Genomic DNA, 18,430 nt, shown 5'->3' on the forward strand with positions numbered 1-18,430 from the left:
TCAGGCTATAAGCCAGCAGCATCCCAAACCGCGCGAGATTCTAACAGCTTGCAGGCAAGTGCGTTAGATCCGTGTCTTTAGTGTATAGAGCATTTCGAGCGCCCGACGCGGGGTCATGTCGTCCAGATCAAGTTTGGCCAGATCATCCAGTACCGGATGCGGCAGGCTGGCAAACATGTCGCTCTGCTGCGGCGCGGCGGGTTTGCCCTTGGTTGGCTTCGGCACTTCATGGGGCAGTGCGGTAGCTTCCAGCCGGCCCAGGTGTTCGCGAGCGCGCACGATCACTTCGCTCGGCACACCGGCCAGTTGCGCAACCGCCAGGCCATAGCTCTGGCTTGCAGGTCCGGGCAGCACGTGGTGCAGGAACACGATCCGCTCATTGTGCTCAGTGGCGTTGAGGTGCACGTTGGCCACCAACGGCTCGGCTTCCGGCAACACGGTCAGCTCAAAGTAGTGGGTGGCGAACAGCGTGTATGCCCGCAGATGTGCCAGGCGTTCGGCCGCAGCCCACGCCAGGGACAGACCGTCGAAGGTGCTGGTGCCGCGACCGACTTCGTCCATCAGCACCAGACTGCGCTCGGTGGCGTTGTGCAGGATGTTCGCGGTTTCACTCATTTCGACCATGAAGGTCGAGCGCCCGCCGGCCAGGTCATCGCTGGAACCGATCCGGGTAAAGATCCGGTCCACCAGAGACAACTCACAACTGGCTGCTGGCACGAAGCTGCCGATGTGCGCCAGCAACACGATCAAAGCAGTCTGGCGCATGTAGGTGGATTTACCGCCCATGTTCGGACCGGTGATCACCAGCATGCGGGTGTTGTCATCGAGGCTCAAATCGTTGGCCACGAACGGCGTGGTCAATACTTGCTCGACCACCGGGTGACGACCCTGGCCGATGCGCATGCACGGCTCACTGACGAAGCGCGGGCAATTCAGATCGAGGTTCAGCGCACGCTCGGCGAGGTTGCTTAGCACGTCCAGCTCGGCCAGTGCCGCGGCGGTGTCCTGCAACGGTGGCAACTGGGCGATCAAATCTTCGAGCAGTGCTTCGTAGAGCATCTTCTCGCGAGCCAAGGCGCGGCTCTTCGCCGACAGCGCCTTGTCTTCGAACGCCTTCAGTTCCGGCGTAATGAAGCGCTCGGCACCTTTCAGCGTCTGGCGACGGATATAGTCTGCCGGCGCTGATTCGGCCTGCTTGCTCGGCAACTCGATGAAGTAGCCATGAATGCGGTTGTAACCGACTTTCAGATGAGACAGGCCGGTGCGGGCCTTCTCACGGGCTTCGAGGTCGATCAGGAACTGCCCGGCATTTTCGCTGAGCGATTGCAAGTCGTCCAACTCGGCGTCGTAACCGGTTTTCAACACACCACCGTCTCGGATCACTGCGGGCGGGTTGTCGATGATGGCTTTTTCAAGCAGTGCCGCCAGTTCCGGGTAGGTGCTGGTGGTCTTCGCCAGTTGAATGATGTGCGGAGCTTCCAGCTCAGTCATCGCCACTTGCAACTCAGGCAATGCACCGAGCGCATCGCGTAGGCGAGCCAGGTCACGAGGACGGGCATTGCGCAGGCCGATCCGCGCCAGGATCCGCTCGATGTCGCCGATTTCCTTGAGCTGCGGTTGCAGTTTCTCGAAGCGGTAACCGTCGAGCAGGCAGGTGATCGAGGTCTGGCGCGCCAGCAATACAGTCAGATCCCGCAGCGGGCGGTTCAGCCAGCGGGTCAGCAGACGGCTGCCCATGGCCGTCTGGCAACGATCGACCACCGATTGCAGCGTGTTGTCGCGACCGCCCGCCAGGTTAGTGTCCAATTCCAGGTTGCGACGGCTCGCGCCGTCCAGCACCACGGTGTCGTCCAGGCGTTCATGCCGCAGGCTGCGCAAATGGGGCAGGGCGGTGCGTTGGGTTTCCTTGGCATAACTGAGCAGGCAACCGGCAGCGCCGATGGCCAGGGTCAGGTTTTCGCAGCCGAAACCTTTCAGATCCTGGGTGGAAAATTGCTGGCAAAGACTTTTCAGCGCCGAATCGCGCTCGAAATCCCACGGCGCACGGCGACGAACCCCACGACGTTTCTCCGCCGGCAGGTCTTTGGGCCAATCATCCGGAATCATCAGCTCCACTGGATTGACCCGCTCCAGTTCTGCCAGCAGATTCTCCCAGCCCTTGATTTCCAGCACGGTGAAGTTGCCGCTGGTGATGTCCAGCACGGCGAGACCGAAAAGGCGCTCGTCACCCAGAACGGCAGCGATCAGGTTATCCCGACGCTCATCCAGCAGCGCTTCGTCACTGACCGTACCGGGCGTGATGATTCGCACCACCTGACGATCCACCGGCCCTTTGCTGGTGGCCGGGTCGCCGACCTGCTCACAGATCACCACCGACTCGCCGAGCTTCACCAGTTTCGCCAGGTAACCTTCCGCGGCGTGGTAAGGAATCCCACACATCGGAATCGCCTGACCCGCCGACTGCCCCCGAGCAGTCAGGGTGATGTCCAGCAACTTGGCGGCTTTCTTCGCATCTTCGTAGAAGATCTCGTAGAAATCGCCCATGCGGTAGAACATCAGCTGGTCAGGGTGCTGGTTCTTCAAGCGCCAGTATTGCTGCATCATTGGCGTGTGGGAGGACAGATCGGAGAGTGCTTTATTCATCGGATAATCAGGCAAATTCGTTGAAAGGTGTAGGGTAAAGGAGGGGCATCGGCCCGGCTTTTCCGCGATGGCGCAAGGTTAACATGGGCGGTCCACCCGACGCAGGCATGAAAGCCCCGCGCTACATTTCTTCTGTGCATGCACGGCTTATGCACTATTTATGCAATTTGACATTTGTCTTCCGCAAAAAGTACAAGCACTATGCGCGTTATGCAAAAACGCAATGTTTCTACCGTCTTAAAAGCGCTGCTCGATCAGCACGGGATCTCCCCCACGGAGCTTCACCGTCGCACCGGTGTGCCTCAATCCACTCTCTCGCGAATTCTCAGTGGGAAGATCATCGATCCTTCGGATAAACACATCTCGAAGATCGCCGAGTACTTCGCCGTGAGCACCGACCAGTTGCGGGGCCGTGCGGATGTCGCGCCGGCAGCCTATACCGGGCGCGATCAATTGCATTCGGAACTCAAGGACATAAGTCTGTGGGACGACGATACGCCCGTCGACGACGACGAGGTATCGGTCCCCTTTCTTCGCGAGGTTGAATTGGCTGCAGGATCAGGAAGATTCGTTATCGAAGAGAGCGAGCGCTCTAGTCTGCGTTTCGGCAAGCGGAGTTTGCGCCATAACGGTGTTCAGTTCGACCAGGCCAAATGCGTGACGGTGCGCGGCAACAGTATGTTGCCGGTACTGCGCGACGGCGCCACCGTCGGCGTGAATGCTGGCAAGTGCGGGATCGGCGATATCGTGGATGGCGACCTTTACGCCATTAACCACAACGGCCAGCTGCGGGTGAAACAGCTTTATCGCCTGCCTACCGGGATACGCCTGCGCAGCTTCAATCGCGATGAGCATCCGGACGAGGACTACACCTTCCAGGAAATCCAGGAAGAGCAGATTGTCATCCTCGGTCACGTCTTCTGGTGGGGCATGTACGCCCGTTAACCTCAGCGTGTCAGATAAAACCCGCCACCGAGCGGGTTTTTTTTCGCCTGGCGAAAACCGTCGGCCCCTTTGTTTGCGGGATTTGTATGCGCTGACGCATTTACATGGCGCAAATAAATGCATTTGTGCATTGACTGTATATGCATACATGCATATTCTTTGTCTCAAGCCGCTCAACAAAGCAGCTCGAGACGAAGCTCTTTAGTTCCACCACAAAGGCAGCGATGAACCGGCCTCAACGGTTCAGAGGGTTGGCAACTGACCCGGGTGTGCAGCGTAAAGCACCGCAAGCAGTTATCCGGCGGGCAGGGACCGCGGTCGGAAAAACAATTTGAATCGATCTATACCGCGCCAGTAGCGCCGAAGGATCAACGCGAAGGACCGCATTACTGAAAAGTCCGGCCAACACCGGGCTTTTTGGAATGCCTACCTACCGCAGGCACCTCAGAGACACCGTTTGATAGACACACACACATCACTTATCAATCACCCCCAGGAGGCGTGACATGACAAACGAGCAACAAGCGTTGCTGGACATGCCGATCTGGCTCGTCATCGTCCTCGCCCTGGTGGGCGGGGTGTCCGGCGAAATGTGGCGCGCCGACAAGGAGGGCGCCCGCGGCTGGTCATTGCTGCGGCGTCTGGCCTTGCGATCCGGGGCCTGCATGGTCTGCGGGGTCTCGGCAATCATGCTGCTGTATGCCGCCGGCGTGTCGATCTGGACGGCTTGCGCGTTCGGTTGCCTCACGGCGATGGCTGGGGCAGACGTCGCCATCGGCCTTTATGAACGCTGGGCAGCCAAGCGGATTGGCGTTTGCGAAGTGCCGCCGCGAGATACGGGCCAGGATCACTGAACACAAAGCCCAATGGAATGGCGAGCAGCGGTGCCGACCGGCATCCGACCCGCAAGGACGCGGGTTTCCCACAGCCAGTACCTCTCATTCAAGCCCGCCCTCAGCGGGTTTTTTATTACCCGGTGAAAACACCATGAAGATCACCCCACTGATCACCCAACTGCGTGATCACTGCCCAAGTCTCGCCAATCGCGTGGCTGGCGGTATTGATCTCGAAACGTTGCAAGCCAGTACCCCGCTGCCAGCCCCTTGCGCCTACGTGGTGTCGATTGCCGATCTGGCGAGCGCAAACACGGCGCAAAACGCTACGCGGCAGACTATTCGCGACCGCTTCGAAGTGACCCTGGTGCTTGACACCGCAGACGCTACAAAAGCGCTGGATCTGTTGCACGACCTGCGGGCCGAAGTGTGGCAGGCGCTGGTGGGTTTCAAGCCCGGCAGCGACTACGACGCCATTGAGTACGACGGTGGCGAACTGGTTTCCATCAACAGCACCCGCGTGCTGTATCGCCTGCGCTTTTTTGCCGAGTTCCAACTCGGCCGCAATCTGCCTGATCAGCCTGCGGAGAGCTGGCACGAACGTGAACTGGACGGCTTGTCGTCCTTTACCGGGGTCACCGTGCGGGTCGATGCGATTGATCCAGCGGACCCCAATCTGAAACGCCCAGGCCCCGACGGACGCCTGGAACTGACTTTCTCTGGAGACGTAACCCCATGAGCAAACGTATCACCGTGCTGCCGGCCCCAGGCCGCGCCGTGCCGGACCCGGAAGCGGGCGATCTGTTGCCCCTCGAGGGCCGTGAAGTGCCGGACAACGCCTGGTGGCGTCGACGTCTGGCCGATGGCGATATCACTACCAAAGCCGTGAAAGCGGCGACACCACAGGGAGCCAAATAATGGCGATCGGATTCAGCAACATCCCCGCGGACATTCGTGTTCCGCTGTTTTACGCCGAGATGGACAATTCGGCCGCCAATAGTGCTTCGTCGGCCATGCGCCGTTTGATTGTCGCTCAGGTCAACGACAACATTGCGCCGGCCGACGTCGGGAAACTGGTGTTGGTGTCCAGCGTGGCTCTGGCCAAGAGCATTGGCGGTCAGGGCTCGATGCTCGCCTCGATGTACGAAACCTGGCGCAAGACCGACCCGATCGGCGAGATCTGGTGCCTGCCGCTGCACAACACTGAAGGCAGCATCGCCAAAGGCGTGTTGACCCTGACCGGCGCGGCCACTCAAAGCGGTGTGCTCAATCTGTATGTCGGTGGCGTTCGTGTTCAGGCGGCCATCGTCAACGGCGCCACGGCAACTCAGGCGGCTACCGCGCTGACGCTGAAAATCAACGCCTCGGCAGATCTGCCGGTCAGCGCGGCAGCCGTCGAAGGCGTCGTGACCCTGAGCGCCAAATGGACCGGCGACAGCGGCAACGACATCAGCCTGCAATTCAATCGCCTGGGCAAGAGCAATGGCGAAGAAGCCCCGGCTGGCCTGACCTCGGCCATCACCGCCATGACCCGCGGCGTCGGCGTGCCGGATCAAGTCGCCGCCGTGGCGGCGCTGGGCGATGAACCGTTCGAGTTCATCTGCATGCCGTGGTCGGATCTGTCGACCCTCAACACCTGGCAAGCCGTCATGGATGACAGCACCGGTCGTTGGTCGTGGGCCAAGCAATTGTTCGGTCACGTCTACAGCGCCAAGCGCGGCACCATCGGTACCCTGGTGGCGGCCGGTCAGGCGCGTAACGACCAGCACATGACCCTTCAGGCGCTGGAACCGGGCGTACCACAACCGTTCTGGGTTCAGGCCGCCGCACTGGCGGCGCGCACGTCGGTGTTCATCTCCGCCGACGCCAGCCGTCCGACTCAAAGCGGCAGCCTGCCAGGTCTTGACCCGGCGCCGGCCAGCGAGCGTTTCACCCTGACCGAGCGTCAGTCGCTGCTCAATTACGGCATCGCCACCGCGTACTACGAAGGCGGCTACGTGCGCATTCAGCGTTCGATCACCACCTATCAGAAGAACGCCTACGGCCAGGCAGACAATTCCTACCTGGACAGCGAAACCATGCACCAGTCGGCCTTCATCGTGCGCCGTCTGCAAAGCGTGATCACCAGCAAATACGGTCGTCACAAACTGGCCTCTGACGGCACCCGTTTCGGCGCCGGCCAGCCGATCGTTACCCCGAGCACGATTCGCGGCGAGCTGATCGCCCAGTACGCCAAGCTCGAACTGGAAGGCCACGTCGAAAACGCCGAACTGTTCGCCGAGCACCTGATCGTCGAGCGCGACGTGCAGGACCCGAGCCGGGTCAACGTGCTGTTCCCGCCGGATTACATCAATGGCCTGCGCGTGTTCGCACTGCTCAACCAATTCCGTCTGCAGTACGACGACGCAGCCTGATCGCTGCCTTTGACTGTGTTATTTCAGCCCACCTCGCGTGGGCTTTTTATTTGAAGGGAGAAACACCATGGGTCAACTGATTGCGGGTACCTGCTACGTCAAAGTGGACGGCGCTCAACTGACCATCAACGGCGGCTGCGAAGCGCCGTTGATGGCTGTGAAACGGGAAACCGTCGTACCGGGTTTCTACAAGGAAACCGACATTTCCCCGTCGTTCAAAGTGACGGCGCTGCACACCGCGGACTTCCCGCTCAAGCAACTGATCGCAGGCGCCGACATGACCGTCACTTGCGAATTCAGCAACGGCAAAGTCTACGTACTGGCTGGCGCCTACCTGGTGGAAGAACCGGTATCCAAAGGCGACGACGCCACCATCGAATTGAAATTCGAAGGCATCAAGGGGACCTGGCAATGACTGGTGCCGTGAAGCTTCAGGTTGCGATCGAAGCCCACGGCGAGCCTTTGACCGAACTCAACCTGCGCCGCCCAACGGTGCAGGAAGTTCGGGCGATCAAGGCGCTGCCATACAAGATCGACAAGAGCGAAGAAGTCAGCCTCGACATGGACGTCGCGGCCAAATACATCGCGGTGTGCGCCGGCATCCCGCCGTCGTCGGTCAACCAGTTGGATCTGGCTGACCTCAACGCGTTGAGTTGGGCCGTTGCGAGTTTTTTCATGAGTGCGGCGTCGGAGCCATCACCGACCTGATTTCAGTCGCCTATTACCTGGCCTGGTTCTGGAAGGTTGACCCCGAACAGATGATGGCCAGGCCACTGGATGTGCTCCGCGAATCGCTGGAGCACGCGCAACGGATCAATGCGATGCAGCAGGTGCAGTGATGGCAGACATAGAAAAGGAAGATGAAAAGTCGGTCCGGCTGACCGGGATCGATGAACTGACCCCCAAGCTCGCCGGCCTACGAGCGAAGGTCGAGGGCTTCAGAACACGTCTTGAACAGACGGGGTTGGGCAAGCTGGATATCAGCGGTCTGTTCAAGGGTGGCAGCGTGATCACGCCCTTCGTGGACGGGATCAAGGCGTCCGCTGCGTTCAAGGGCCAATTGACCGAGGTCAATGAGGCCGCCAAAGGTGTCGATGTGCCGAGCGTACCGACCAGCGCCGCGCAAACCATGAGTGTGTTCAGTCGGTCGATGGAGCAGGTGTCGGCTGCCGCAAATACCGCGTTACAACCTGCCGTCGCGACCGTCACGGCAGGGCTTCAGCCGCTGCTCATTGGCTTTGGCAGTCTGCTCAATGACAACCCTAAGCTGGTCGAGGGACTTGCGGCCGGTGCCATTGCGTTTTCGGCGATGCAAACCGCCGTGACCGGCGCGACCCAAGTGTTCGATCTGATGAACATGGTGCTCAAGACCCATCCCATCGTGCTGATTGCCACGGGCATCGCCTTGGCAGCCGGTTTGATTGTGGCCAACTGGAAACCCATTTCGGCGTTCTTCGCCGGGCTTTGGCAAAAGATTTCTCCGGTCGTGATGCCCATGGTCGAGTTCTTCAGGACGATGTTTGCGTTCACGCCGCTGGGACAAATCATCAGCCATTGGGGACCGATCACCGCCGTGTTCGCGGCGATCTGGGACGTCATCAAAGCGGCGGCCACGCCGGTAATCGGTTTTTTTCAGACGCTTTTTTCCTGGTCACCACTGGGTTTGATCATCAGCAACTGGACTCCGTTGACGGGTCTGTTCTCGGCCATCTGGGACTTGCTCAGAGCGCTGTCGGTGCCGGTCATGGATTTTCTACATGGCCTGTTCGACTGGTCGCCGCGGGAGATGATCATCACTGGCTGGGGCGCGGTCACCGAATTGTTTTCCGGGATCTGGGACAGCATCAAGGTCCCGGCGCTGGTGCTGTACGGCACGCTGCGCAGCCTGTTTGACTGGTTTCCGTTGGAGGAGATCAAAAAGCGTTGGGAGCCGATCACCGAATGGTTCAGCCAATGGTGGGACAAGCTGCAAGGCGTCGTCGCGCCGATCAAGGAATTCTTTGCCGGTGGTTTCGGCAGCCTTGTCGCCAGTGTGACTGGCAAGGTCGAAGGCCTGACCGAGGCTCAAGAAAAAACCAATGCCGAAGGCAACGGTAAGTTTGCGCCGGCGTTTTTTGGCGCCGATACCGAGCAACCACAAAGCCTGTCAGTGCTGCCCGGCAATCTGCCGCACAAATCCTCGATGCAGCCTGGCTCCCTGACACAAAACTCCAACGCCCTGATTCAGCAAAGCGCCGCCAACAGCCGCACACAACTCGAAGGCGGCCTGACCGTGCGCTTCGAAAATGCGCCGGCCGGCATGCACACCGATCAGCCGCAAACCAATCAACCGGCGCTGGCGCTCAATTCGCGCATCGGCTATCGCACACTGTCCCTTGGAGGTTCCAATGAGCTGGCGTGATCGTTTGATGCCGGCGTCGTTTCGCGGCGTCCAGTTCTGGGTCGATCAGGCGAAAAACCCGGTCGGCCAAAAGGGCCAGTTGCACGAGTACCCGCAGCGCGATCTGCCGTATTTCGAGGGCCTAGGCCTGCAGGCGAAGATTCACGATTTGACCGCATTTATCGTTGGCCCCGATTGCCTGGAGCAGCGCGACAAACTGCTCAAGGCGCTGGAGCAGGGCAGTGGTGAGCTGGTTCACCCGTGGCTGGGACGTCTGCAGGTCAAGGTCGGCGAATGCGACATGACCCACACCCGCCAGGACGGCGGGCTGGTGACCTTTACCCTGAAGTTTTACCCCGATCAACCGGTGCCGTTTCCGACGGCGGCGGTCAGTACGCAGAAGCTATTGCTGGTGTCGGCCGACAGCTTGTTGGGCTCCGCAGTGAAGCGTTTCGAAGACGCGATGACTTTGATCAAGGCTGCGCGGATCGGCATTGCCAACCTGCGCAACAGCATCAAGGAGGCTTACGAGGTGATTCAGCAGCACCTTCAGCCGTTGATCGATGAGTACCAGCAGATCAGCGATCTGGTCAAAGCCGTCAAGGAACTGCCCAAGGACGTGGCGGCGGAATTCAAGGGATTGATCGGCGACATCAACGAACTGAAGGACTTCGCCCGTGAAGGTTATCGTGGCGTGATTGCCAACGTCTCCCAACAGGTCGAAGCCATCAAGAAGGCCGATGCGCCGAAGCTCACCACCGGCAAGGACACCACCGCTGCGGCCCAGGCGCTGACCAACCTGGTGCAGGACACTTTGATTGTGCAAGTGGCCCAGTGGGTCGCGTCGATGCCGGTGGCTTCGCAGGCAGTCAAGCGGGTCACCAACCTGCCGGTCGGGCATCAGGCTGTGCTACCGACCATGCATCAGGACGTTCCGGTGGTCGACGATTTAGAGGCCTTGCGTGTGGCACTTGAGGAAGTGTTCAAGCTGCCCGAGGCCAAGGCGGATCCTGCGCACTATCTGGCGATGAGCAATCTGCGCCAGGCGCTCCGGGCGCATTTGAAAGCGGTCGCGTCGTCCGGCGTTCGACTGGTCAGCAAGTCTTTCAAGCAAAGCCTTCCGGGGCTGGTCGTGATCTATCAGCAAAGTGGAGACGCCACGCGAATCGCTGAAGTACTACAGCGCAACGGCATTATTCATCCGGGGTTTCTCCCGCTGGACGACGTAAAGGTCCTGGGGGAATAGACCATGAATGAACTCGACAACAGCGTGTTGCTGACCGTTGACGGTCTGGAGTATGGCGGCTGGAAAAGCGTTGAAATCACCGCGGACCTAGAGCGCCAGTTCCGCACTTTCAAGCTCGATATCACCTGGCAATGGCCGGGGCAGACGGTCGACCGACCCATTCGTCCGGGTGCGCCCTGCCAAGTGCGAATCGGTTGCGATCTGGTGCTCAGCGGGTATGTGTTCAAGGCGCCGATCAGCTATGACGGGCGGCAGATCAGCCTGAGCATCGAAGGCAGTTCGAAGACTCAGGATCTGGTGGACTGCGCGGCGATCAACACACCCAACCAATGGCATCAGCAATCGTTACTCAGCATCGTCGAAGCGCTGGCCTCGCCCTACGCCGGGAAAGTGATCAGCGAAATCCCGGAAACCACGCGGCTCGGCAGCCACACCATCGTGCCGGGGGAAACGGTCTTTCAGTCGATCGACCGTTTGCTCACGCTGTTTCGGGTGTTTTCCACCGATGACGCCGAGGGTCGGGTGGTACTGGCCCGGCCGGGTAGCGGAGGGCGAGCCAGTGACGTGCTTGAGCTGGGCAAGAATATTCTGTCGGCCAACGCGCCGATGGACTTCAGCCAGGTGTTCTCCGAGTACCGGGTGATCGGTCAGCACAAGGGCGGCGACGAGAAGAGCGGTGCGGCCGTGAGCGAAGTGTCCGGGGTTTCCACCGACCCGATTATCGGGCGCAAGCGGATCACCGTGATCAACGAAAGCGCGCAATTGACCCCGGAACTGGCGCAGCAACGTGCCGATTGGGAAAGCGGTATTCGCGTCGGCAAGGCTGGCACCACGACCTATCGGGTACAAGGCTGGCGGCAGTCCAATGGTGATTTGTGGAAGCACAACACGTTGGTGCGGGTGATCGACAAGGTGTTGGGCTTCGACCACGACATGCTGATCTCCAAGGTGACTTACTCGCTGTCCGAACAGGGCTCGGTCACCACACTTCAAGTGGCGCCGCCTTACACCTTCGATGCGAACCCGGTGCCTCCCAAAACCTGACACCCCGCTAAGCCTCACTTCTACAAGGTAATCCACATGAGCCTACTGACACGCCTCCTGGCGCGCGGCACTGTCGTGCTCGCCAACTCGGCCACCAAGCTTCAATCGCTGCAAATGCGCCTCACCGCCGGCGAAGTGAACGACGACATGGAACACTTCGAACCTTACGGTTTCACCAGCAATCCGCTGGCCGGTGCTGAAGGTATCGCCACGTTTTTGGGTGGCGATCGTTCTCACGCCATCGTGCTGGTGGTCGCCGACCGCCGCTATCGCCTCAAGGCACTGGCCCAAGGCGAAGTAGCGATCTACACCGACGAAGGCGACAAGATCCACTTCAAGCGCGGGCGGATCATCGACATCGAAACCGCCACCCTCAACATCCGCGCCAGCAGCGCCGTAAACATCGACACACCGACGCTGACCCAGACCGGCAAGATCGTTTCTCAAGGCGATCAGATTGCCGGCGGCATTAGCCAGATCAAACACGTGCATGTCGGCGTTCAAGCGGGCAACGGCCAGACCGGCGTACCGGCAGGAGGGCAGTGATGTTCATCAGCCAAAACCTCCACGCCGCACTGACCCGTTCGGTGCTGATCAGCCTGTTCACCTGGCGCCGCGCCGCCGATGACGATGCCCTCGACGACGAAGAACGTTTCGGCTGGTGGGGCGACACTTTCCCTACGGTGGCCGACGACCGCATCGGCTCACGCCTGTGGCTGCTGCGCCGGGTCAAGCTGACCCGACAAACCCAGATGGACGCCGAGTTCTATGCCAGCGAAGCCCTGCAATGGCTGATCGACGACGGCCATTGCAGCGCCATCGACATCATCAGCGAACGCCTCGACGTCCAGCGCCTGAACCTGCGCACGGTCCTGACCCTGGCCTACGGCGAACGCCTGGACATCAACCCTGATAACAGTTGGCAGGTGATCTATGCCGTTTGAAACCCCTTCGCTGCCGGTGCTGATCAAGCGCACCCAAAGCGACCTGGCCAGCGATTCGCTGCGCCAGTCTGACGCGCAAGTGTTGGCCCGCACCCTCGGTGGTGCCGCCTATGGCCTGTATGGCTATCTGAGCTGGATCGCTGAGCAGATCCTCCCGGACAAGGCCGATGAATCGACCCTGGAGCGGATCGCCGCACTTCGCCTCAATCAGCCGCGCAAAGCCGCGCAATCGGCCAGTGGCAGCGTCAGCTTCACCGCCAGCGCGGGGGCTGTCCTGGATGTCGATACCTTGCTGCAATCCAGCGACGGTCGTACCTACAAAGTGACCGCCGCGCGCACCACCAGCAACGGCCTCAACAGCACCACCATCGCCGCGCTCGATGCCGGCAGCCTCGGTAATGCAGACGCCGGCATGACGCTGATTCCGGTGCAGCCGATTCTGGGCATTGTCGGCAATAGCTTCACGGTGCTGGCACCGGGGTTGACCGGCGGTATCGCTCGGGAAAGTCTGGAGTCCCTGCGCTCCCGGGTGATTCGTTCTTATCGGATCATTCCTCACGGCGGTTCGGCGCAAGACTACGAAACCTGGGCGCGCGAATGTCCGGGGGTGACCCGCGCCTGGTGTCGCGGCAGCTATCCCGGCCCCGGCATTGTCAGTCTGTACATCATGCGTGACGACGATGCGCAACCCGTCCCGAATCCCGAGCAACTGGCTGAAGTCCGGGCCTACATCGAACCTCTGCGGCCGGTCACCGCCGAATTGCGTGTGCTGCCACCGGTACAAGTGCCGGTGACTTACCGACTGAGCCTGAAGCCCGACACCACTGCCGTACGCGCCGCCGTTGAGGCGCAACTGCGCGATCTGCATAACCGCGAAGGAGGCCTGGGCGACACCTTGCTGGTGAGTCACATCCGTGAGGCCATCAGCAGCGCGACAGGCGAAAGTGATCACGATCTCAAGTCACCTACCGCCGACGTCAAAGCTGAGAGCAACCAGTTGCTGACCTTCGGAGGTTGCGTATGGCAGTGATCAGAACCGCCGCGCAATACCAGGCCCAACTGCGCAGCCTGCTACCCAGCGGTCCGGCGTGGGACCCCGAGCGGGTCCCGGAACTCGAAGAAGTTCTCGAAGGCATCTCGCAGGAACTGGCCCGACTCGATGCTCGCGCCGCCGACCTGCTCAACGAAATGGACCCCGCCGGCGTCAGCGAACTGGTGCCGGATTGGGAGCGGGTGATGAACCTGCCCGACCCGTGCCTGGGTGCGACGCCGCTGTTCGACGACCGCCGCCTCGCCGTACGCCGTCGACTGCTCGCTGTTGGCAGCCAAGCCATCAGCTACTACGTCGAGATCGCCAAGAGTCAGGGGTACCCGAACGCCACCATCACCGAGCTTGAAGTCCCGCGAATGGGACGTTCGCGATTTGGCCAGGCGCACTTCGGAACATGGCAGGCGCATTTCATGTGGACGCTGAGCACGGGTGGCCGGCTGCTGTTGGGCCGGCGTTTTGGTGCGAGTTACTGGGGAGAGCGGTTTGGCATGAATCCAGGATCTGCACTGGAGTGCCTGATCCATCGCAGCGCACCGGCGCACACCAAGGTGCACATCAAATATGACTAGGGAGTAGAGGAATGGATTATCCAAAGAGTGTGCCCAGTGTCGGACTGGTCAATGGACGGTTTGTCGATGAAAATCCGGTGGCCGGTTCGCCTGGGTCGTTGATTCCGGCGGTGTGGGGCAATGCCGTTACGCAGGAGATTTTGAGTGTGGTGGCTGGCGCCGGGATGGCGCCGTTGGAGGCGGACACGGGGCAGTTGTTGAAGGCGATTCAGGCGATTATCGGTGTGAGCAGTCCGATGCGTTCGGTGGTGACCCGGCTAGCGGCATCGAAGCTGCTGGCGCCGGAAGAACTCGGTCTGGTGCTGATTGATGCAAACCCTGGGGCCACCACCGTTACCCTGCCAGTGGCCAACACCGGTTTGGGGATTCGTGATGTGATCGTGCGACGGGTGGATAACACTGGTAATCGGTTGGTCGTTCGCTGTTCGGGAACAGATTCCATCAAGTTTCACACCCATCTGAGTGCGGGTGGCTATCCGTTTTTGGTGTTGATGGGGGCGGGCGATTGGTGGCATCTGCGCAGTGATGCCTCGGGTAACTGGTGGCCTGTTGGACGGTATGACGGTACGACGCTGGGAGGGGCAGTTTTTGAGACCTCTACGACGGTGATGCCGGGTGGATATGGTGCGCTCAATGGATCTCTGCTCAATCGTACCGAGTGGCCGTGGGTTTGGGATCACGCGCAGGCGTCGGGGATGCTCACCACCGAAGCGTTGCGCGCGGGTAAGGAGGGTATGTGGACCTCGGGCGACGGCGCCACGACCTTCCGTAGCCCAGAGGCCCGTGGTGAGTTTGTGCGAGTTCTTGATGAGTCGCGTGGGGTGGATGCAAGCCGTGCGGCGGGTAGCTGGCAGGCCGGCCAAATCGAATCTCACAACCACTCAACGCCGGGTGCCGGTTCCTTCGGCACACAGATGATGGGCGGCGGCTCCAACAACTACTCACTTTGGCAAGCCGGTGCTACCGGATTTTCCGGCGGATCAGAGACTCGCGGACGCAACATCGCCTATCCCGGCCGTATCAAACTTATCTGAGGTGTCCATGTTTAATTATCTGATTGATAACTCGGGCGCCTTGTCGGGGCCCGTGGAGTTCTTCGTGACGCCGGGAATCGGTATTCAACTGCCCAGTAATGCCATTGAACTTTCATTTGAATTGCCGCCTCCGGAACAGGGCCGTACATGGGCACTGGTCAATAATGTCCCGCGCGAAGTGATCGACCGGCGCGGTCTGGTGTATCGCAAAGAGGGCGGGGCTCAGCAGATCTGGAGTGAACTTGGGGAGTTGCCTGACGCCTTTACCACGGTTCCATGGCCGGGTGAGTTTTATGTCTGGCGTGATAACACCTGGGAGTCGGACGACCAGGCGCGATTGGCGGATGTCAGGAATCAGGTGTCCACCAAGCGAGACGCGCTACTTCGTGACGCAGTCCTGCGTATAGCCCCGCTTCAATATGCCGAAGATATCGGTGACGCCACTCACGATGAGCAACTGGCATTGATGGAATGGAAACTCTACAGCGTTGAGTTGAATCGCCTTGAACGGCAAGCAACCTTTCCTGCAGAGATCGACTGGCCTCAGGTTCCAGGCTCGACCGAGTAACTGCACTGCCTGTGTTTATGCCCTACAACTTGAGTAGATCAAATGGACTATCCAAAAAGCGTCCCCAGTGCAGGACTGGTCAACGGTAGATTTGCCGATGAAAACCCGATTGCCGGAACTCCCGGCTCCCTGATTCCAGCCAGTTGGGGTAATAGCGTCACCCAGGAAATTCTCAACGCCATCACCGCCGCGGGGCTGATGCCTTCCGAGAATCAAACTGATCAGTTGAGCCTGGCCATTAAAGAGTTGGCCAAACTCGACCCGCAACAGAATTTTCCGGTGCAGGTTTATCGCAAGAACCTGGTGATTAACGGCAACTTCGATATCTGGCAGCGCGGTACGGTCAACTTGGGGCCTTACACCGGTGCTTATCTCGCTGACCGTTTTCGTTGCGACTGGAACGGAAACGCCGGGGTGAATATTTCCCGGCAGAGCTTTGCGCTGGGTCAGGGGGAGGTGCCCAATGAGCCCCGTTACTTTATGCGTTGGCAGCAAATCACTGCGGGGGTTGGCGCCAGCGTGCATAAAATTTCCCAGGCTATCGAGTCGGTCAGGACCTTGGCGGGGAAAACCGCGATGCTGACGTTCTGGGCCAAGGCCGACACGGCGCGTCAACTCAATGTGACTGTCGCGCAGTATTTCGGAGCGGGCGGTAGTGTGGATACCGTGACGCCGGTTGGCAGCTTTCAACTCAAAACCTCCTGGACCCGATACAGCTCGACGATTCAAGTACCGTCCCTGGCGGGCAAAACGTTGGGAAGTAGTGGCAATGACTTTCTGCGGCTCTCCTTTGACCTGCCTTTGAATGTTTTGCAAGTTATAGACCTGGCGCAGATCCAGTTGGAAGAGGGGCGGGTGTCGACGCCGTTCGAGCTCCGTAGCCCTGGCGATGAGTTGATGATGTGTCAGCGTTATTACGAAAAAACCTATAGCCAGGATCTGCCACCTGGAAGCATGACAGGTCCCTACGGTGCACTGTTATCCACAGTGAAACAGGGGCAAACGAGCTTTGCCTCACAGCCCTTGGCTCAGTGGACCTTCAAGGTTGAGAAGAGAGCTATTCCAAGTCTCAGTTTGTTTACCACTACTTCGAAGGGGGTCGCTGGGCAATGGCGTTCGGGGAGCGATGAAGTTTCATCGGCTAATGCTCGACCTCTTGGGGTGTCGACTCGCGGCATCTGGGTAGATAACTCCGATATCGGGCTGGTTACTCAGACTTATTACATCCACGCCACCGCCGATGCCGAACTTTAAGGAGGTTTTCCCTATGCACTTTCAACTCACTAAAGACCTGGCCACTGTCATTCGTCTGCCTGACGGAGCAACCGTGCCTCGGCATCACCGTTTCTGGGATGAATACCAGCAATGGCTGGCGAGTGGTGGCGTGCCGTTGCTCGCCATGCTGGAAGGCGATCCGGAGGCAGAACCTGAACCAGCCACAGTTGCCCGAGCTTGGCGGAACCAGGAACTGGCCGCCAGCCAATGGCTGGTCGACCGTGATCGCGATGAGCAAGCTGCCGGCACTCCGTTGGCTTTGAGCAGCGATCAATATCATGAACTGCTGGATTACCGGCAGGATCTGCGCGACTGGCCCTCGCTAGCCAACTTTCCAAAAGACTTCAGCAAACCCCTGGCGCCGGTCTGGTTTAAAACAACGGCAAATGGAACATGACCCATGTCTCTCACTTCAGCGCAGTTGCAACAAATTTTTCCCAACGCCCGCCCTCAAGCGGGTGTTTTCATTTCCGCCCTCAACACCGCCATGGCCCACCGCAACATCAACACCCCGAAACGCGTCGCCGCCTTCCTCGCACAAGTGGGTCACGAGTCAGGGCAGTTGCAGTACGTGCGTGAGTTGGGGAGTAATCAATACCTCGGCAAATACGATACCGGTTCCCTCGCTGCCTTGTTGGGTAACACTCCGGAGCCCGACGGCGACGGTCAAAAGTACCGTGGCCGAGGTCTGATTCAGATCACTGGCCGCAACAATTACCGTCAGTGCAGTCTCGGACTCTTCGGTGATGATCGTTTACTGTTTTTGCCAGAACTATTGGAACAACCGCAATGGGCCGCCGAGTCGGCCGCGTGGTTCTGGGAGCAAAATGGCTTCAACGAACTGGCCGACCGCGACCAGTTCAACAGCATCACCCGCCGCATCAACGGTGGCCTGAACGGTTTGCAGGATCGCTTGCAACTCTGGGCGAGGGCGAGGGCGGTGTTATGCCAGCCTTCGGTCTGATGCCGATGTCTTACCGCGTCATTGGCATCGTTGTGTTTCTGGCTGTGTTAGCCGGTGGCTCGGCGGCGCTGGCCTGGCGCTTCCAGGATTGGCGATATGGCCGGCAACTGGCGGAGCAGGCCAGAGTGCACGCCGAGGCGCTCAATCAACTGACCCTGGCAACCGCGACGCGGCAACAGGCCGAGCAGGACAAGCGTCTGGCGCTGGAGCAGCGGTTGTCGGCCAGTGAACAAACCCATTATCGAGCGCTTAGCGATGCCCAACGTGACCAAGGTCGCCTGCGCGATCGTCTTGCCACTGCTGATCTGCGCCTGTCAGTCCTCCTCGACGCCAGTGACGCTGCCCCAGGCTGCTCAGTGCCAGCCACCTCCAGCACCGGCGGCGTGGTTCATGGAGACGCGCGCGCCCGACTTGACCCGACGCATGCTCAACGAATTATCGCCATCACCGACGCCGGTGACAGCGCTCTGATTGCCCTGCAGGCCTGTCAGGCTTATATCAGAGCGCTCGCTCGCTAACA

At 59.9% G+C, this 18,430-nt stretch carries 21 protein-coding genes; 20 read left to right on the top strand and 1 reads right to left on the bottom strand.

The annotated features are described in order from the left end of the window. Positions 1–63: 63 nt before the first annotated feature. On the bottom strand, positions 64–2,643 hold the full coding sequence (gene mutS / locus ACYZT0_RS02450; protein WP_462044479.1) for a DNA mismatch repair protein MutS: 2,580 nt from the start codon (positions 2,641–2,643) through the stop codon (positions 64–66). Between the two features lie 210 nt (positions 2,644–2,853). On the opposite strand from mutS, the gene ACYZT0_RS02455 reads away from it, so the two are divergent. From ACYZT0_RS02455 to ACYZT0_RS02550, 20 genes are all read left to right on the top strand, one after another. Further along, the gene (locus tag ACYZT0_RS02455) at positions 2,854–3,588 is read left to right on the top strand and encodes a LexA family transcriptional regulator (protein ID WP_462044480.1); all 735 of its coding nucleotides are present in this window, start codon (positions 2,854–2,856) and stop codon (positions 3,586–3,588) included. Between the two features lie 506 nt (positions 3,589–4,094). Further along, entirely contained in the window at positions 4,095–4,442 is a 348-nt protein-coding gene (locus ACYZT0_RS02460) for a phage holin family protein (RefSeq protein WP_462044481.1), read from the top strand. A 133-nt stretch (positions 4,443–4,575) separates the two neighbouring features. Next, positions 4,576–5,160 (top strand): phage tail terminator protein, encoded by a 585-nt coding sequence (locus ACYZT0_RS02465; protein WP_462044482.1) that lies wholly within the window; start codon positions 4,576–4,578, stop codon positions 5,158–5,160. Further along, positions 5,157–5,339, top strand: a complete 183-nt coding sequence (locus ACYZT0_RS02470; protein ID WP_462044483.1) for a DUF2635 domain-containing protein — start codon at positions 5,157–5,159, stop codon at positions 5,337–5,339. Before ACYZT0_RS02465 ends, ACYZT0_RS02470 begins: the two co-directional genes overlap by 4 nt. Next, positions 5,339–6,835: a phage tail sheath subtilisin-like domain-containing protein gene (locus ACYZT0_RS02475; RefSeq protein ID WP_462044484.1), complete on the top strand. Its 1,497-nt coding sequence runs from the start codon at positions 5,339–5,341 to the stop codon at positions 6,833–6,835. Before ACYZT0_RS02470 ends, ACYZT0_RS02475 begins: the two co-directional genes overlap by 1 nt. Before the next feature lie 67 nt (positions 6,836–6,902). Then, entirely contained in the window at positions 6,903–7,250 is a 348-nt protein-coding gene (locus ACYZT0_RS02480) for a phage tail tube protein (protein ID WP_046054587.1), read from the top strand. Then, positions 7,247–7,543 carry a phage tail assembly protein gene (locus tag ACYZT0_RS02485; protein ID WP_046054588.1) on the top strand — a complete coding sequence of 99 codons (297 nt, stop codon included), beginning with the start codon at positions 7,247–7,249 and terminating at the stop codon, positions 7,541–7,543. The genes ACYZT0_RS02480 and ACYZT0_RS02485 overlap by 4 nt, the downstream gene beginning before the upstream one ends. Positions 7,544–7,673: 130 nt before the next feature. Next, a complete protein-coding gene (locus tag ACYZT0_RS02490; protein WP_462044485.1) occupies positions 7,674–9,236 on the top strand; it encodes a phage tail protein in 1,563 nt (520 codons plus the stop codon). Beyond that, positions 9,223–10,461: a DNA circularization protein gene (locus ACYZT0_RS02495; protein ID WP_462044486.1), complete on the top strand. Its 1,239-nt coding sequence runs from the start codon at positions 9,223–9,225 to the stop codon at positions 10,459–10,461. Before ACYZT0_RS02490 ends, ACYZT0_RS02495 begins: the two co-directional genes overlap by 14 nt. A 3-nt stretch (positions 10,462–10,464) precedes the next feature. Continuing rightward, on the top strand, positions 10,465–11,505 hold the full coding sequence (locus ACYZT0_RS02500; RefSeq protein ID WP_462044487.1) for a phage baseplate assembly protein: 1,041 nt from the start codon (positions 10,465–10,467) through the stop codon (positions 11,503–11,505). A 36-nt stretch (positions 11,506–11,541) separates the two neighbouring features. Beyond that, positions 11,542–12,051, top strand: a complete 510-nt coding sequence (locus tag ACYZT0_RS02505; protein WP_462044488.1) for a phage baseplate assembly protein V — start codon at positions 11,542–11,544, stop codon at positions 12,049–12,051. Further along, positions 12,051–12,449 carry a phage GP46 family protein gene (locus ACYZT0_RS02510; protein WP_462044490.1) on the top strand — a complete coding sequence of 133 codons (399 nt, stop codon included), beginning with the start codon at positions 12,051–12,053 and terminating at the stop codon, positions 12,447–12,449. Before ACYZT0_RS02505 ends, ACYZT0_RS02510 begins: the two co-directional genes overlap by 1 nt. Beyond that, positions 12,439–13,479, top strand: a complete 1,041-nt coding sequence (locus ACYZT0_RS02515; RefSeq protein ID WP_462044491.1) for a baseplate J/gp47 family protein — start codon at positions 12,439–12,441, stop codon at positions 13,477–13,479. The genes ACYZT0_RS02510 and ACYZT0_RS02515 overlap by 11 nt, the downstream gene beginning before the upstream one ends. Next, on the top strand, positions 13,470–14,069 hold the full coding sequence (locus tag ACYZT0_RS02520; protein WP_462044492.1) for a YmfQ family protein: 600 nt from the start codon (positions 13,470–13,472) through the stop codon (positions 14,067–14,069). The genes ACYZT0_RS02515 and ACYZT0_RS02520 overlap by 10 nt, the downstream gene beginning before the upstream one ends. 11 nt (positions 14,070–14,080) lie before the next feature. Continuing rightward, positions 14,081–15,103 carry a phage tail protein gene (locus tag ACYZT0_RS02525; protein ID WP_462044493.1) on the top strand — a complete coding sequence of 341 codons (1,023 nt, stop codon included), beginning with the start codon at positions 14,081–14,083 and terminating at the stop codon, positions 15,101–15,103. Between the two features lie 7 nt (positions 15,104–15,110). Then, positions 15,111–15,671, top strand: a complete 561-nt coding sequence (locus ACYZT0_RS02530) for a tail fiber assembly protein (protein WP_462044494.1) — start codon at positions 15,111–15,113, stop codon at positions 15,669–15,671. A 42-nt stretch (positions 15,672–15,713) separates the two neighbouring features. Beyond that, positions 15,714–16,925 carry a carbohydrate-binding protein CenC gene (locus ACYZT0_RS02535; protein ID WP_462044495.1) on the top strand — a complete coding sequence of 404 codons (1,212 nt, stop codon included), beginning with the start codon at positions 15,714–15,716 and terminating at the stop codon, positions 16,923–16,925. 13 nt (positions 16,926–16,938) lie between these two features. Continuing rightward, the gene (locus ACYZT0_RS02540) at positions 16,939–17,343 is read left to right on the top strand and encodes a phage tail assembly chaperone (RefSeq protein ID WP_462044496.1); all 405 of its coding nucleotides are present in this window, start codon (positions 16,939–16,941) and stop codon (positions 17,341–17,343) included. A 3-nt stretch (positions 17,344–17,346) separates the two neighbouring features. Further along, positions 17,347–17,910 carry a glycoside hydrolase family 19 protein gene (locus ACYZT0_RS02545; protein WP_462044497.1) on the top strand — a complete coding sequence of 188 codons (564 nt, stop codon included), beginning with the start codon at positions 17,347–17,349 and terminating at the stop codon, positions 17,908–17,910. Further along, positions 17,892–18,428 (top strand): lysis protein, encoded by a 537-nt coding sequence (locus ACYZT0_RS02550; protein ID WP_462044498.1) that lies wholly within the window; start codon positions 17,892–17,894, stop codon positions 18,426–18,428. The genes ACYZT0_RS02545 and ACYZT0_RS02550 overlap by 19 nt, the downstream gene beginning before the upstream one ends. Positions 18,429–18,430 lie beyond the last annotated feature (2 nt).

The sequence above is a fragment of the Pseudomonas sp. ZS1P83 genome (genome assembly GCF_054897825.1).

What these genes read in the sequence shown, in the direction of transcription:
- ACYZT0_RS02540 (WP_462044496.1), top strand. Translation starts at nt 16,939, where the DNA reads ATGCACTTTCAACTCACTAAAGACCTGGCCACTGTCATTCGTCTGCCT.
- ACYZT0_RS02550 (WP_462044498.1), top strand. Translation starts at nt 17,892, where the DNA reads ATGCCAGCCTTCGGTCTGATGCCGATGTCTTACCGCGTCATTGGCATC.
- ACYZT0_RS02475 (WP_462044484.1), top strand. Translation starts at nt 5,339, where the DNA reads ATGGCGATCGGATTCAGCAACATCCCCGCGGACATTCGTGTTCCGCTG.
- ACYZT0_RS02515 (WP_462044491.1), top strand. Translation starts at nt 12,439, where the DNA reads ATGCCGTTTGAAACCCCTTCGCTGCCGGTGCTGATCAAGCGCACCCAA.
- ACYZT0_RS02470 (WP_462044483.1), top strand. Translation starts at nt 5,157, where the DNA reads ATGAGCAAACGTATCACCGTGCTGCCGGCCCCAGGCCGCGCCGTGCCG.
- ACYZT0_RS02480 (WP_046054587.1), top strand. Translation starts at nt 6,903, where the DNA reads ATGGGTCAACTGATTGCGGGTACCTGCTACGTCAAAGTGGACGGCGCT.
- ACYZT0_RS02510 (WP_462044490.1), top strand. Translation starts at nt 12,051, where the DNA reads ATGTTCATCAGCCAAAACCTCCACGCCGCACTGACCCGTTCGGTGCTG.
- ACYZT0_RS02500 (WP_462044487.1), top strand. Translation starts at nt 10,465, where the DNA reads ATGAATGAACTCGACAACAGCGTGTTGCTGACCGTTGACGGTCTGGAG.
- ACYZT0_RS02530 (WP_462044494.1), top strand. Translation starts at nt 15,111, where the DNA reads ATGTTTAATTATCTGATTGATAACTCGGGCGCCTTGTCGGGGCCCGTG.
- ACYZT0_RS02485 (WP_046054588.1), top strand. Translation starts at nt 7,247, where the DNA reads ATGACTGGTGCCGTGAAGCTTCAGGTTGCGATCGAAGCCCACGGCGAG.
- ACYZT0_RS02465 (WP_462044482.1), top strand. Translation starts at nt 4,576, where the DNA reads ATGAAGATCACCCCACTGATCACCCAACTGCGTGATCACTGCCCAAGT.
- ACYZT0_RS02490 (WP_462044485.1), top strand. Translation starts at nt 7,674, where the DNA reads ATGGCAGACATAGAAAAGGAAGATGAAAAGTCGGTCCGGCTGACCGGG.
- mutS (WP_462044479.1), bottom strand. Translation starts at nt 2,643, where the DNA reads ATGAATAAAGCACTCTCCGATCTGTCCTCCCACACGCCAATGATGCAG.
- ACYZT0_RS02495 (WP_462044486.1), top strand. Translation starts at nt 9,223, where the DNA reads ATGAGCTGGCGTGATCGTTTGATGCCGGCGTCGTTTCGCGGCGTCCAG.
- ACYZT0_RS02535 (WP_462044495.1), top strand. Translation starts at nt 15,714, where the DNA reads ATGGACTATCCAAAAAGCGTCCCCAGTGCAGGACTGGTCAACGGTAGA.
- ACYZT0_RS02505 (WP_462044488.1), top strand. Translation starts at nt 11,542, where the DNA reads ATGAGCCTACTGACACGCCTCCTGGCGCGCGGCACTGTCGTGCTCGCC.
- ACYZT0_RS02460 (WP_462044481.1), top strand. Translation starts at nt 4,095, where the DNA reads ATGACAAACGAGCAACAAGCGTTGCTGGACATGCCGATCTGGCTCGTC.
- ACYZT0_RS02545 (WP_462044497.1), top strand. Translation starts at nt 17,347, where the DNA reads ATGTCTCTCACTTCAGCGCAGTTGCAACAAATTTTTCCCAACGCCCGC.
- ACYZT0_RS02455 (WP_462044480.1), top strand. Translation starts at nt 2,854, where the DNA reads ATGCAAAAACGCAATGTTTCTACCGTCTTAAAAGCGCTGCTCGATCAG.
- ACYZT0_RS02525 (WP_462044493.1), top strand. Translation starts at nt 14,081, where the DNA reads ATGGATTATCCAAAGAGTGTGCCCAGTGTCGGACTGGTCAATGGACGG.
- ACYZT0_RS02520 (WP_462044492.1), top strand. Translation starts at nt 13,470, where the DNA reads ATGGCAGTGATCAGAACCGCCGCGCAATACCAGGCCCAACTGCGCAGC.